Origin of the sequence: Pseudoduganella dura, from assembly GCF_009727155.1 — a bacterium.
GTDB lineage: Bacteria > Pseudomonadota > Gammaproteobacteria > Burkholderiales > Burkholderiaceae_D > Rugamonas > Rugamonas dura.
The window spans coordinates 3536847-3550573 of record NZ_WNWM01000002.1; the positions used below are offsets into that span (position 1 = coordinate 3536847).

Genomic DNA, 13727 nt, shown 5'->3' on the forward strand with positions numbered 1-13727 from the left:
GATGGCGGAGTCGTTGAAAGACGCACTGCCTGCGCCAGGAGGTAAAGAACATGCACTGCCTGCCCCAGTGCGGGCCCTGGCGGAGGCCGATTTCTCGGCCGTCGCCAGGGCCTTCGGCGCCGTCGGCTTCGCGGTGGCCGAGCCGGCGGACGGCATCCTGACGCTCCGCCGGCCCGGGGAACAACGGCCGGCCGTGCTGCTGTCGGTCGGCGTGCACGGCGACGAGACGGGACCGATCGAGCTGACCGCCTACCTGCTCGACGCCCTGGCGAAGGAGCCCGGCGCGCTGGCCGTGGACCTGATGGTGTGCGTCGGCAGCATCGGCGCGATCCGCGCCGGCAAGCGCTTCATCGATGCCGACCTGAACCGGATGTTCCGCGCCGAGCGGGGCAGCCTGGCCGGCACCGCCGAAGCGGCACGGGCGGACGAGATGATCGCCGCCACCGTGGCCTTCTTCGCGGAGGCGGGCCCCGAGCGCTGGCACCTCGACCTGCACACGGCGATCCGCGCGTCGTACTACCCCACGTTCGCGATCGTGCCGGAACTGATCGAGGCATCCGCGCAGGCACGGCTGATCGGCTGGCTGGGCGAAGCGGGGATCGGCGCCGTCATCATGAACCAGGCCTCGGCCGGCACGTACAGTTACTACAGCGCCGAGCACCACGGCGCCGCCGGCAGCACGGTGGAGCTGGGCCGGATCGGCACGCTGGGGCGCAACGACCTCGCGCAATTCGCCGCCGCGTCGAACGCGCTCGACCGGCTGCTGCGCGGGCTGCCGCCGCAGCCGGCGGCCAGCGCGCCGCACGTATTCCGCGTGGCGCAAAACATCATCAAGCTGTCCGACGGTTTGACGATGGCCTTCGGCAAGGAGACGCAGAACTTCACGCCGTTAAAGCAGGGCGATGAAATCGCCCGCGACGGCGATACCGTCTACACCGTGCGGCATGCCGAGGAATTCGTCGTGTTTCCCAACCCCGACGTGCGTATCGGCCTGCGCGCCGGGATGATGGTGGTGCGCATCGGCTAGCCATAAAAAAAGCCACCGCGAGGGTGGCTTGTGAGGGCAGGGAAGCGGGTCAGACGGAGGCGAACTGGGTAGCCTGCGCCCTGGAATTCTGCTCGCGCGCCGTGCGTGCGGCGGGCGTGGCCGGCAGGGCGGCCGAGGATGCGGACGATGCCTGCGCGGCCGTGGCCGGGACGGGCGGCGTCACCGTTGGTTCGTCCTGGCGGCCCGCGTCCGGCAGCCAGCGGACGATCGCCGCGGTGGCCACGAAGGAGAGCAGCACGATGCCGGCGGCAGCCACCAGCGTCAGGGGATCGATGCGCGTCGAAGTGGTCGGGATCTTCTGGTACAGCGTCATCTCATCCTCCTGTCTCGTTTGCTATTGGCGTAGTACAAGATTAGCCATATACCAACAGCCGATCTACCCTTTCCCTGTATCAAAAGTAAGCACATGTAACCGCGCCCGATCCGGACTCGCCCGGCAAGTCCTGCCGATCCCGGCTACACTCGCCGTGACTTCGTGAAAGGAATCCCCATGAGCCAGCTTTTCTCGCCGACCACCCTCGGCCAGTTGCAACTGAAGAACCGCATCGCGATCGCGCCGATGTGCCAGTACTCCGCCGTCGATGGCCTTGCCACCGACTGGCACATGATCCATCTCGGCAACCTGGCACTGTCCGGCGCCGCGCTGCTGATGCTGGAAGCCACCGCCGTGTCGCCCGAAGGCCGCATTTCGGCATACGACCTGGGCCTGTGGTCCGACGAACACGTGCAGGCGCTGCAGCCGGTCGTGGCGGCGATCCGCAGGCATTCGCCGATCCGCCTCGCGGTTCAGATCGCGCATGCCGGCCGCAAGGCATCGTCCGCCGTGCCGTGGGAAGGCGGCGCCAATATCGCGCCGGAACATGGCGGCTGGCAAACCGTTGCCCCCTCCGCGGTGCCGCATGCCGATGGCGAAACGGTGCCGCTGGCGCTCGACGAGGCCGGCCTTGCCAAGGTCAAGGCAGACTTCGTTGCGACCGCGCGTCGCGTGCATGCGCTCGGCATCGAAGCGATCGAACTGCATGGCGCGCACGGCTACCTGCTGCACCAATTCCTGTCGCCGCTGTCCAACCAGCGTACGGACCGATACGGCGGTTCGCTGGAAAACCGGATGCGTTTCCCGCTTGAAGTATTTGCCGCGGTGCGCGAGGCAGTGCCCCGCGAGGTTGCCGTGGGCGTGCGCATCTCGGCTTCCGACTGGGTCGAGGGCGGCTGGGACGTGGCGCAGAGCGTGGTGTTCGCCAACGCATTGAAGGCGCTGGGCACCGACTTCATGCACGTTTCCAGCGGCGGTGTGTCGCCGCGGCAGAAGATCCCGGTCGGCCCCGGCTACCAGATCGGCTTTGCCGAACGCATCCGTCGCGAAACGGGCTTGCCGACGATCGGCGTGGGCCTGATCACGGAACCCGAACAGGCCGAGTCGATCGTGCTGCAGGGCCAGGCGGACATGGTGGCGCTGGCCCGCGGCATCCTGTACGATCCGCGCTGGCCGTGGCATGCCGCCGCCAAGCTGGGCGCGCAGGTGGACGCGCCGCCGCAATACTGGCGCAGCCAGCCGCACAACCTGAAACAGCTGTTCGGAGAAACGCGTTTGGGACAGCGCTGAATGGCACACAGCAAATAAAGGGAAACGATGCGCCGCTACGACCTGCTGATCTTCGATTTCGACGGCACGCTGGCCGACAGCTTCCCCTTTTTCCTCGAAGTGTTCGACACGGTGGCCGACGCCCACCATTTCAGGCGCCTGGACCGCTCCCGCCTCGATGAACTGCGCGGCGCCGACCTGCCGCAGATCATGCGCCAGGTGGGCATGCCGCGCTGGAAGCTGTTGCCGGTGGCAATGCACTTCCGCACGCTGATGGCGCAAAGCATCGGCCGCATCCAGCTGTTCGGCGGCGTGCCCGACGTGCTGCGCACCGCGGCGGCAGGCGGCGTGCGGCTGGCGATCGTCAGCTCGAATTCCGAGGCCAACGTGCGCGCCGTGCTCGGCGACGATGCGGGCCTGTTCGCGCATTTCGAATGCGGCGCCGCGCTGTTCGGCAAGCGCCGCCGGCTGCGCCGCGTGGTGCAGGGCAGCGGCGTGCCCGACGACCGCGTCCTGTGCGTGGGCGACGAAGTGCGCGACATCGATGCGGCGCATGCCGAAGGCCTGGATTTCGGTGCCGTCGGCTGGGGCTATGCCAAGCCGGAAGCACTGCGCGCCCGCGCGCCGGAGCTGATGTTCGGCAGCGTCCCCGACATGGCGGCGCAACTCGCGGCAAAGTGCGTCGATCGCAGGCAGGCCGCGGGCCGGCGCTGAGCGTCGTTAGTTGAAGTATCTTTATTACCACTTGCTATTTTGCGCACAAAATTCCTTTAGGGAAGTCGCGAAAGTTGGCCCTATAATCGCGACTTTGCCCGGCGTCACGAGCGCTGCGGCGCCGATCACCCTGAACAAGGAATCCCCGTGAGCCAGACGCTGGTCCAGAAACTGACCCGTACCAAGCCGGTCGAAGCCACTGCCGGCTCGAGCCTGGAAACAACGCCGGGCATCGGCATGGAAGTAACGCAGGAAGCGCACCATGCGCCTGGCGGCCTGGCCCGCTCGATGGGCCTGTTCTCGCTGACGATGATCGGCGTCGGCGCTACGATCGGTACCGGCATCTTCTTCACGATGGTCGAAGCGGTGCCGAAGGCCGGCCCCGCGGTGATCCTGTCGTTCCTGCTCGCCGCGCTGACGGCGGGGCTGACGGCGCTGTGCTACGCCGAACTGTCGTTCCGCATTCCGGCTTCCGGTTCCTCGTATTCGTTCGCGTATGCGACCGTGGGCGAGTTCCTGGCGTTCATCATGGCCGCCTGCCTGCTGCTCGAATACGGGCTGGCCGCCAGCGCCACGGCGATCGGCTGGTCCGATTACCTGAACAACTTCCTTGCCAACGCATTCGGCTGGCACATCCCCACGCTGCTGCGCACGCCGATGATCGTCTCCACGCACGAAGGCGTGCTGTTCAACTGGGGGCACGTCAACCTGCCGCCGATCATCCTGGTGATGCTGTGCTGCTTCCTGCTGTCGCGCGGCGCCAAGGAATCGGCGCGCACCAACGCGATCATGGTGATCATCAAGCTGGTGATCCTGCTGTTCTTCGTGGCCGTGGCGCTGACCGGTTTCGACGCCGACAACTTCACGCCGTTCTTCAAGGGCGAAGGCGAGAAAGGGCTGCTGGGCATGGCCGGCGTGACCGCCGCCGCCGGCACCGTGTTCTTCTCGTTCATCGGCCTCGATACCGTGGCCACCGCCGGCGAGGAAGTGCATAACCCGAAGCGCAATGTCCCCCTGGGCATCCTGATGGCACTGGGCATCGTCACCGTGTTCTACCTGCTGGTGGCCGTGGCCGCGATGGGCGCGCAGCCGGCCCGCATGTTCGAAGGGCAGGAAGCCGGCCTGGCCGTGATCCTGCAGAACGTGACGGGCCAGGCGTGGCCGGCACTGGTGTTGTCCGCCGGCGCCGTGATCTCCGTGTTTTCCGTCACGCTGGTCACGATCTACGGCCAGACCCGGATCCTTTATGCGATCTCGCGCGACGGCCTGATTTCCAAGCGTTTCCACAAGGTGCACCAGCGTACCGCCACGCCGGTGTGGAACACGATCGTCGTCAGCATCGTGGTGGGCTGCGTGGCCGGTTTCGTCGACGCCACCTTCCTGTGGGACATGGTCAGCATGGGCACGCTGACGGCGTTCATGGTGGTGTCCGTTGCGGTGCCGGTCATGCGCATGAAGGAACGCCGTGCCGGCACGTATGTCAAGGGCGCGAAGGGCGGCTTCCGCATACCGTTCGGCCCCTACCTGGTGCCGGGCCTGTCGATCGCGGCCTGCGCCTACCTGATGGTCGGGCTGTCGCACACCACGCGCGTGATCTTCTCGATCTGGATGGCCGCCGCCATCTTCACCTACTTCGCCTACGGCATCCGCAATTCCCGTCTCAACAAGGCCTGACATGCAACTCAAAGCAATCGCCCTCGCAAGCTTCGTGGCCGCGGCCGCATCGTCCGGGGCGGCTGCCCTGGCCGCGGACGCGACGATTCGCGACTACAAGGCGGTGGCCCTGTCGCCGGCCGGCGACCGCATCGCGGCGCTGGAATCGGTGGATGCCGGCGTGCCGGGCAAGCGGGCGCATGCGGTCGTCGTCGTGCGCGACGCGGCCACCGGCAAGGTCGTCCATGAATACGACCCGTGCAAGGCCTGTACCTACGACCGCCCCAGCTGGTCGCCGGACGGCAAGAGCGTGGCATTCATCGGCAGCACCGGCGGCAGCACCGGGGGCAAGGCCACGCTGTACGCAAACACCAGGACACTCGCCGCCGTGGACGGCAATGCCAACTCGGCGCGCTGGTCGCCGGACGGCGCATCGCTGGCGCTGCTGGCCACCGTCGGCGCGCGCAAGGACACCGGCGCCACCGCGGCCGGGGCGCGCCTCGTCGGCGAAATCGGCAGCAACGACGATGCGCAGCGCATCGCCACGGTGCCGGCCGCCGGCGGCCCGGTAAAACTGCTGTCGCCCGGCGACACCTTCATCTACGAGTACGACTGGACGCCGGACGGCAAGGGTTTTGTCGCCACCGGCGCCAAGGGCAATGGCGACAACAACTGGTGGGTGGCCAAGCTGGCTTATGTGGATGCCGCCAGCGGCGCGCTGCGCGTGATCGCTTCGCCCGCCACGCAGCTGAACCTGCCGCGCGTATCGCCGGACGGCACGACCGTCGCCTACGTGGGCGGCCTGATGAGCGACTTCGGTTCGATCGGCGGCGATATCTATACCGTGCCGCTGGCCGGCGGCGAACCGAGGAACATCACGCCCGGCTTCAAGGGCACGTTCAATTCGCTGGCATGGAAGCGGAACGGCCTGGTCGGTTCGGCATTGATGGGCGAACTGCTGACCGTACTGACCATCGACCCGGCGAGCGGGGCGACGAAAAAGCACTGGTCGGGCGCCGTGACGGCGGCCGGCGGCACGGATGGCAGGTGGTCCTTCAGTGCCGATGGCACGCTGGCGGCCGGGGCCATCGAACAATTCACCAGTCCGCCCCGCCTCGTGGCCGGCAGGCTGGCGGACCTGGCGCAGGTCACGCACGATAATGACCGGGTGTACACGCAGGTTTCGATGACGAGCCTCTCCTGGGAGAGCGAAGGCAGGACGATGCAAGCCTGGATGGTTGGGCCGATGAGCCTTGATCCCGGCAAGAAATACCCGACGATCGTGCAGGTGCACGGCGGACCGGCTTCGGCGGCTACGCCGCGCTTCATTTCCGAAGCGACCAATCCGAACGTGCTCGCCCTGGTCAAGGCCGGCTATCTGGTGATGATGCCGAATCCTCGCGGCAGCTTCGGCCAGGGCCAGGAGTTCGTGCGTGCCAACCGGCGCGATTTCGGCGGCGGCGATTTTAACGACATCCTGGCGCTCGTCGATGCCATGGCGCTGTCGGCGCCGATCGACCTGCAGCGCCTGGGACTGATGGGCCACTCGTATGGCGGCTTCATGACGATGTGGGGCGTGACGCACAGTAACCGCTTCAAGGCCGCGGTGGCCGGCGCCGGTGTCGCGAACTGGATCAGCTATTACGGCCAGAACGGCATCGACCAGTGGATGGTGCCGTTCTTCGGCGCCGCGATGTACGACGACCCGGCCATCTATCGCAAGCTGTCGCCGATCGAGTATGTCAAGGATGCGAAAACGCCGACCCTGATCTACGTGGGCGAGCGCGACGTGGAAACCCCGGCGGCCCAGTCGATGGAATTCTGGCACGCGCTGAAGGCGCTGGATGTGCCCACCACGTTCGTAGTCTATGAGGACGAGGGGCACGCGATCCGCAAGCCGGAGCATCAGCAGGACCTGCGCAGGCGGATCGTGGCGTGGTTCGACAAGTATCTGAAATGAGGTGAAGCAGGAATGCGTGGAGCACCGCTGCGCGCCTGCGGAACGATGGACACTCCCAAAAGCAAAAAGCCGGCAATGCCGGCTTTTTTTCACAACGCGCTTCGTATGCTCAGACGGCGGCGGCCTGCTTGCGCAGTTCGGCGGCCTCGTGCGGCGACACGGTGTCCAGCTCGTCGGCGCGGCGCAGCAGTGCCATGCGCACGCCGACCTTGTAGTACGAAGCCACTTCCTGGCGCTGCGACTTGCTGCCCTGCGAGATGGCCAGGGCCGATGGCGTGGTGCTCAGCAGCGCGCGCAGCCAGTTCATCACGGTGCGGCCGGCATTGTCCAGGGAACCTGCGGTGGCGGTGGTGGTGATGATGGCGGTCGACATGGCTGAACTCCTGAGTGATTGAACGTTGATGCAATGCAGTATAGAGCGCGAACAGAAATAACAAAACTTTTCATTTGTGATGTGTGCCATACACAAAACGTATAGTTATTATTTCCATATCGCAACTAATTATCACGGGGCGAAATAACTCTCCCGCAGCGAACGATATAAGGCAGACTGGGCTGTACATGAAAAAAGCCGGCAAGGCCGGCTTTTGTTGTCACAGGTTTCGATCCCGCCGCTGTCAGTCGAGCTGCCAGGCGTAATCGACACGGGTCCAGGTATCGGCCGGCGCGCCATCCTTGGTGCCCGGCGTGAACTTGCACGCGGTCAGACGCTTGACTGCGGCCTTGTCCAGCGACTTGTAGCCGCTCGATTTGTTGATCTTCGCATCCTTCACTTCGCCGCCCGACGAAACCAGGAACGACATCGATACCGTGCCTTCTTCATCGTTCTGCAGCGCGGCGCGCGGGTAATCGGCCTTGCAATTGCGGGCATCGGGCGTGGCCGGCACTTCGACGGCGGATGCGGCACCGGTTGCCAGCAGTGCGGCGGCCAGGACCAGGCGATATTTGTTGAAAGACATTTTGTTAGACATTTGAGTTCCCCTGAAGTTAATGACAGTTAGCCGCACGCCCGCTTTGAGTTTTCAGCCGGTGCGGCGGCGCCACGGTTCGCCGTGGTTGTCTCCTGAATTAACGTTGTTGCAATCGAGTATAGGGAGGCTCGGGCCATAACAAAACTTTTCATTTGTGATGTGTTTTATTCTTTCGATGAATAATCGACAAGGCAAATAAAGCGGTTTCATCAATCTATGGAATGACCATTGCCGGCTTCGCTGATAAGGGAGTACTGCGGGTGCGTCGGGGCGTTCCGGAAATAAAAAAGCCGGCAGTGCCGGCTTTTTTTAGCGAGAAGCGAAAACCGGTCAGTCGCGGCCAACCAGGTTGCGCAGCTCGGCTGCCTGGGCGGGCGAGGTGGCGTCGAACGTCCTTGCCAGGCGCAGGATGGCCTGGCGGTCGCTGAGCGTGGATACGTGCGAGGCGCTGCCGTGCGACGCGGCTGCGGCGAATGGGGCAAAGGCAAGCATCTTGCGCACGAAGCTCATGGCGGCACGGCCCACGCTATCCAGGTAACCGTGGGTGGCTGGCGTAGTGACGATGGCGGTGGACATGGAAAACTCCTGAAATGAATGTTGTTGCAGTGCAGTATAGGAGCACAACAGACATAAGAAAACTTTTCATTCGTGATGATGTCCATACGCAAAACGTATAATTATCGAAGAGAAAAGGAACACTGTCCACAAGCGGACAGGTAAATTGTCCGTATGTGAACGCAACCCGTGGAATATCCGCCCGCAGCGCAATGGCACGTTGTTTGCAACGTCGACAAGATTCCAAACAAGGAGACGAACCATGCACATGCGCGATTTTCGTATCGGCTGGCGGGTGCTGGCACGCCAGCCGCTGCACACGGCCGCGATGCTGCTGGGGCTGGCGGTGGGACTGGCCGCCGCCTTCCTGCTGCTGGCATTCGTTCACTATTCGTTCAGCTATGACAGCGACGTGCCGGACAACCGCAACGTCTACGTGTTCAAGCACAGGCTGGGCCTGCTGGCGCAGCCGGAGTGGATCGAACAGATGCCACTGCCCGCCCACGATGTGCTGGCGGGCAGCGGCCTGCCGCTCATCCTGTGCATGGTGATGCCGCACCGGGAAACCCTCACGGTGGATGGCAAGCCGCGCGAACTGGAATTTACCGAGGTGAGCGCCACGTTCCCCGCGATGTTCGGCGTGCGCGCATCGAGCGGCGACCTGGCCGCCACGCTGGCCCGGCCGGACGGGCTCGCGCTGACGCCGCGCGGTGTCCAGGAACTGCTTGGCACTGCATTGTCCAGCCCCGCGGCCGTGCTGGGCCGCACGGTCGAGGTCAATGGCCGCGTGCTGCGCGTGCTGGCGCTGCTACCCGAGCCGCCCTCCAACACCACGATGCCGTACCTGGCCCTGGTGGGAGAAGGCACGGTGCTGTGGAAACCGGGCGAGCGCGAACGCCAGCGTCACAACTGGCTGGCACTGGCGGGCAAGCTGTATGCACGGGCGCCCGGCGTGCGACCCGAGGCGATGGCTGCGCCGGTGCAGCAGACGGCGAACCGCGTGGTGGCGGCCCACGTCGGGGCGGATGCGATGCGCCGCGTTGGCGGCACCATGGTGGAAGTGGCCGTCACGCCGGTGGCGGAGGCTTACTTCGACACCGATGTGGCGGTGTTCCATGGCGGTGTCCGTGCATCGAAGGCGCGCGTGCTGGCACTGGCCGCGCTGGCGCTGCTGATCCTCGCGCTGGCCGCCACCAATTACGTGAACCTGGCCACGGTGCGCGTGCTGGCCCGCGGGCGCGAGATCGCGGTGCGCAAGACCCTGGGCGCGGGCGCCGGCCGGCTGGCCACGCAGTTCGTGGCCGAATCCGTCGCCGTCGCGCTGGCCGCCACGGGCCTCGGCCTGTTGCTCGCCTGGCTGCTGCTGCCGGTGTTCTCCGACCTGATGGACCGGCCGCTGGCCGCGTTCCTGTCGCCCGCATCGCTGCTGGCAGCGCTCGCGCTGGGCATGGCCACCGGCGCGGTCTGCGGCATCTGGCCGGCCCGGATCGCGCTGCGGGTCTTGCCGGCACGCGCCCTGGCCGGCCGGGCGGCGGGCGAGCCGCCGGGCAGCGCCTGGCTGCGCCGCGCCCTGACCGTGTTCCAGTTCGCCGCCGCGATCAGCCTGTGCGCGCTGGCGCTGGCCATCGGGGCGCAAGCCCGTTTCGCGGCCCGGGCCGATCCCGGCTTTGCGCTGGACGAGTTCGTGCTGCTGCACATCCGGCAGGAGGCCGCCGGTGCGACGCGGCAGGCGTTTCAGGCGGCGCTGGAACGCGTGCCGGGAATCGGGGGCGTGACCGCGATCGACCTGCCGTTCGGGCACCCGATGGTGCGCAGCAGTACCGCCTTCCGCGGCCCTTCCGGTGTCGAACAGCGCCTCGAGATAACGACCGTCGGTCCGAATTTTTTTGCCGTCACGGGAATCGCCCCGCTGGCAGGTACCGGTTTCGATGCCGGCCGCCGCGTCCCGGATCACGTGCCGGAGCAGCGCGATGTGATCCTGAACGAGGCGGCCGCGCGGGCGCTGGGCTTTGCCTCCGCATCCGCGGCGGTAGGCGGGGCCGTCGCGCTGGGCGCGGGCGTTTCGCTGCGCGTGGCCGGCATCGCGCCGCCGCTGCAGCACAAGGGCTTGCGCCAACCGTCCAGGGCGATGGTGTACATGGTGGAGCAGGGCAATGCGAATGTCTTCATGGTGCGCACCGGCATCGCAGCCGACATGCTGGAGAAAGAGCTGGGGCCACTGCTGCAACGTTATTTCCCCGGTCCGCCGGTCCGGGTGCAGCCGGCCCGCGCCGTGTTCGAGGAGGGCTCCGCGGATGACTGGCGCATCGCCCGCCTGCTGACGCTGGGCGCGGCCGTGGCCACGGGCATCGCCGCGTTCGGCATCTACGTGCTGGCGGCGGGCAGCGTGCAGCGGCGTGGCCGCGAAATCGCGCTGCGCAAGCTGCACGGCGCCGGCGGCAGGGCGATCGGGCTGCTGGTCGGCACGGAGTTCGCGCTGCTGCTGCTCGCGGCGGCAGCGCTGGCTTTGCCGCCCGCGGGCATGGCCATCGCCCGTTACCTCGACGGCTTCACGGCGATCACGGCCCATGCATGGTGGGCATTGCCCGGTGCGCTGCTGCTGGGCGCGTTGACGGCACTCGGCGCAACGCTGCGGCATGCGCTCGCCGCGATGCGGGTGGCTCCTGCCACCGCGTTGCGGCAGGGAGACTAGATCAGGAGCTTTTCGGCGTCTCGATTGAAAATGAGAAGTGTTATCATTTTCATTTGGTCAATATTTCCGAGATGCCGATGCCTGCCCAGCCCTTCCGCCTGTCCCTCTGTGCCGCCGCCATCTGCGCCGCGTTTGCCGTTGTTCCCTCCACCGCCGTCGCCCAGCAGGCAAACGAGCCGCTGGAAACCGTGACGGTGACGGGCAACTGGCTCGGCTCCGGCCTGCAGAACAGCGTCAAGAATTTTGCCGGTGCGCGCACGGTGGTGCAGAAGGACGACATCGAGGCGACGGGCGCGGCCAGCATCGGCGACGTGCTGCGCCGCATCCCGGGTGTGCAGAGCACGGACAATTCGGGCACCGCCGGCAGCGCGATCTCGCTGAACATCGGCGTGCGCGGCCTGACCGGCCGTTATTCGCCGCGTTCGACGATACTGCTCGATGGCGTGCCGCTGGCGGTGGCGCCGTATGGCCAGCCCCAGCTGTCGTTCGCGCCGGTCAGCCTGAACAACATCGAGTCGATCGACGTGGTGCGCGGCGGTGGCGCGGTGCGCTACGGTCCGCAGAACGTGGGCGGCATCGTCAACTTCGCGACACGCTCGATTCCCGAAGCGCCCGGCCAGGCCGGCGATGCGTCGGTCCGCTACAACCGCTTCGGCGAAGGCGGCCACAGCACGCAGTACAGCGCGTTCGTCGCCAGCCAGCTGGACAACGGCCTCGGCATCGCGTTGCTGTACTCCGGCATCGACGGCACCGGCTGGCGCGCCGGCAGCGACGAGAAGGTGAACGACGTCGCGCTGAAGTTCCGCTACCTGCTGGGGGCCGGCGCAAGCGTCTACGGCAAGCTGTCGTACTACGACGTGAAGTCGATGACGCCCGGCGGGCTGACGGTGGCGCAGTACAACGCCGACCCGTTCCGGAACACGCGTCCCACCGATTACTGGGACGGCGACCGCAAGGGCATCGACCTGGGTTACCTGAACACGATCTCGGCCACGCAGGAGGCGGAGGTCAAGGTCTACTACAACGAGAGCGCGCGCAGCAGCGCGCTGATCAATGCCGGCCGCACCGCCATCACGTACCAGCCCCGCAACTACGAGGTGCTGGGCGTGGAACCGCGCTACACGCAGCGCGTGAAGTGGGGCGCCACCACGCATGACGTGACGGCCGGCTACCGCTACCTGCGCGAACGGGGCGACGACAACAGCTACACGGTCGCTGTCGCCACCGGCGTGCAGGGCGCCATCGCCACGTTCGACAACGAGACCGACGCCCACGCGTTCTATGTCGACGACCGCATCGCATACGGCGCATGGCGCGTCACGCCCGGCGTGCGCTTAGAGAAGATCGATTCGCGGCGCACCGACCGCAGCGGCAACCGCACGTTCGATACCTCGAACGACAAGGCGCTGCCGTCGCTGAACGTGGCATACCTGGCCGCGCCGGCGCTGACCGTGTTCACGAACTACGGCACGTCGTTCGGCCCGGTGCAGAACACCCAGCTCAATTCCCAGACCGCCGCCAACCCGCTGCGGCCGGAACTGGCCAAGACCGTCGAGCTGGGCGCGCGCTGGAAAGCGCGGGGCCTGGCGGCCGAGGCCACGCTGTACCGCCTGCGCTTCGACAACCAGATCCTGCAGGTGCCGGGCACCACGCCGGCCACGTTCCGCAACATCGGCGCGACAAAGCACGAAGGCATCGAAACCGCCGTCGACTACCGTTTCGCGGGCGCGCTGGAAGGGCTGGCAGCCTACGCCAACTGGAACTACACGAAGGCCATCCAGGAGTCGGGCGCCACCGCCGGGCTGGACGTGCCGTTCTACTCGCGCCGTACGGCCACCCTCGGTGCCCGCTACGAAGCGGGCGCGTTCTCGGCCGATCTCTCGGCCACCGCGCAGAGCCGGCAGTTCTCGGATGCCGAAAACACGATTGCGGAAAGCGCGAATGGCGGCGTTGGCCGCATCCCGGGCTTTGGCACCGTCAACGCGCAGGCGGGCTGGAAGATGCCCGGCAAGCCGGGCGTGCAGTTGCTGGCCGGCGTGAACAACCTGGCCGACAGGCGCTACTACACGCGCAACGTGGACGGCAACCTGGGCCGCATGGTGGGCGCGCCCCGCACCGCCTACGTGCAGGCGCGGATGACGTTCTAGGGCGACAGCGCCGGCTCGGCCAGCGGCGCGAGTCCGTACGCGCCGCGCGCCTTGTCGCACTCGGGTGTGTACGCGGCGAATTCGCGGCAGGTGCTCGAGCGCAGCGGATAGATCGTGCAGCCGACATGGCGGCCCACTTCCCCTTCGAGCGCAATGCAGCGCGCCAGCGACTTTTCAGTGCCGCGCATGGCGATGCGGTGCGGCGTGACGGGAATGGTCATGCGACGGGGCACGGTGCCGCCGGGATGGGCATCGCTTTCGCCCCAGTAGAAGGACACGCGGTAATGCGCGCAGCAGGCACCGCAGTCCTGGCAAACGTCGGAAGTGGTATCGGACATCGCTCTCGGGTTGAATGATCGCTCGACCTGGAATGATAGCATTATGACCACGGCCGGGGGCGCCGGG

Annotated in this window: 12 protein-coding genes; 7 read left to right on the forward strand and 5 right to left on the reverse strand. The window is 66.5% G+C overall.

Annotated elements, in window-relative coordinates; translation table 11 throughout:
- The first annotated feature begins 1 nt into the window (after nucleotide 1).
- Entirely contained in the window at nucleotides 2-1027 is a 1026-nt protein-coding gene (locus GJV26_RS15455) for a succinylglutamate desuccinylase (protein ID WP_155709607.1), read from the forward strand.
- 49 nt (nucleotides 1028-1076) lie between these two features.
- On the opposite strand, the gene GJV26_RS15460 is transcribed toward GJV26_RS15455, so the two are convergent.
- Nucleotides 1077-1361, reverse strand: a complete 285-nt coding sequence (locus tag GJV26_RS15460) for a hypothetical protein (RefSeq protein WP_155709608.1) — start codon at nucleotides 1359-1361, stop codon at nucleotides 1077-1079.
- A gap of 177 nt (nucleotides 1362-1538) precedes the next feature.
- Here GJV26_RS15460 and GJV26_RS15465 point away from each other — a divergent pair, with 177 nt between their 5' ends.
- From GJV26_RS15465 to GJV26_RS15480, 4 genes are all read left to right on the forward strand, one after another.
- Entirely contained in the window at nucleotides 1539-2651 is a 1113-nt protein-coding gene (locus tag GJV26_RS15465) for an NADH:flavin oxidoreductase/NADH oxidase (RefSeq protein WP_155709609.1), read from the forward strand.
- 27 nt (nucleotides 2652-2678) lie between these two features.
- The gene (locus GJV26_RS15470) at nucleotides 2679-3344 is read left to right on the forward strand and encodes an HAD hydrolase-like protein (protein WP_155709610.1); all 666 of its coding nucleotides are present in this window, start codon (nucleotides 2679-2681) and stop codon (nucleotides 3342-3344) included.
- 237 nt (nucleotides 3345-3581) lie between these two features.
- The gene (locus GJV26_RS15475; protein ID WP_155712506.1) at nucleotides 3582-5018 is read left to right on the forward strand and encodes an APC family permease; all 1437 of its coding nucleotides are present in this window, start codon (nucleotides 3582-3584) and stop codon (nucleotides 5016-5018) included.
- A gap of 1 nt (nucleotide 5019) precedes the next feature.
- Nucleotides 5020-6957: a S9 family peptidase gene (locus GJV26_RS15480; RefSeq protein WP_155709611.1), complete on the forward strand. Its 1938-nt coding sequence runs from the start codon at nucleotides 5020-5022 to the stop codon at nucleotides 6955-6957.
- A gap of 109 nt (nucleotides 6958-7066) precedes the next feature.
- Here GJV26_RS15480 and GJV26_RS15485 read toward each other — a convergent pair whose 3' ends face one another.
- From GJV26_RS15485 to GJV26_RS15495, 3 genes are all read right to left on the reverse strand, one after another.
- Nucleotides 7067-7330 (reverse strand): hypothetical protein, encoded by a 264-nt coding sequence (locus GJV26_RS15485; protein WP_155709612.1) that lies wholly within the window; start codon nucleotides 7328-7330, stop codon nucleotides 7067-7069.
- A 244-nt stretch (nucleotides 7331-7574) separates the two neighbouring features.
- Entirely contained in the window at nucleotides 7575-7928 is a 354-nt protein-coding gene (locus GJV26_RS15490; protein ID WP_229419312.1) for an energy transducer TonB, read from the reverse strand.
- Nucleotides 7929-8258: 330 nt separating this feature from the next.
- A complete protein-coding gene (locus tag GJV26_RS15495) occupies nucleotides 8259-8504 on the reverse strand; it encodes a hypothetical protein (RefSeq protein ID WP_155709614.1) in 246 nt (81 codons plus the stop codon).
- Nucleotides 8505-8745: 241 nt separating this feature from the next.
- On the opposite strand from GJV26_RS15495, the gene GJV26_RS15500 reads away from it, so the two are divergent.
- Together GJV26_RS15500 and GJV26_RS15505 are read left to right on the forward strand one after the other, a co-directional pair.
- A complete protein-coding gene (locus GJV26_RS15500) occupies nucleotides 8746-11175 on the forward strand; it encodes an ABC transporter permease (RefSeq protein ID WP_155709615.1) in 2430 nt (809 codons plus the stop codon).
- 71 nt (nucleotides 11176-11246) lie between these two features.
- The gene (locus GJV26_RS15505) at nucleotides 11247-13322 is read left to right on the forward strand and encodes a TonB-dependent receptor family protein (protein ID WP_155712507.1); all 2076 of its coding nucleotides are present in this window, start codon (nucleotides 11247-11249) and stop codon (nucleotides 13320-13322) included.
- Here GJV26_RS15505 and GJV26_RS15510 read toward each other — a convergent pair.
- Nucleotides 13319-13660 (reverse strand): YkgJ family cysteine cluster protein, encoded by a 342-nt coding sequence (locus GJV26_RS15510; protein WP_155709616.1) that lies wholly within the window; start codon nucleotides 13658-13660, stop codon nucleotides 13319-13321. The two genes, GJV26_RS15505 and GJV26_RS15510, sit on opposite strands and share 4 nt — an antisense overlap.
- Nucleotides 13661-13727: the final 67 nt, after the last annotated feature.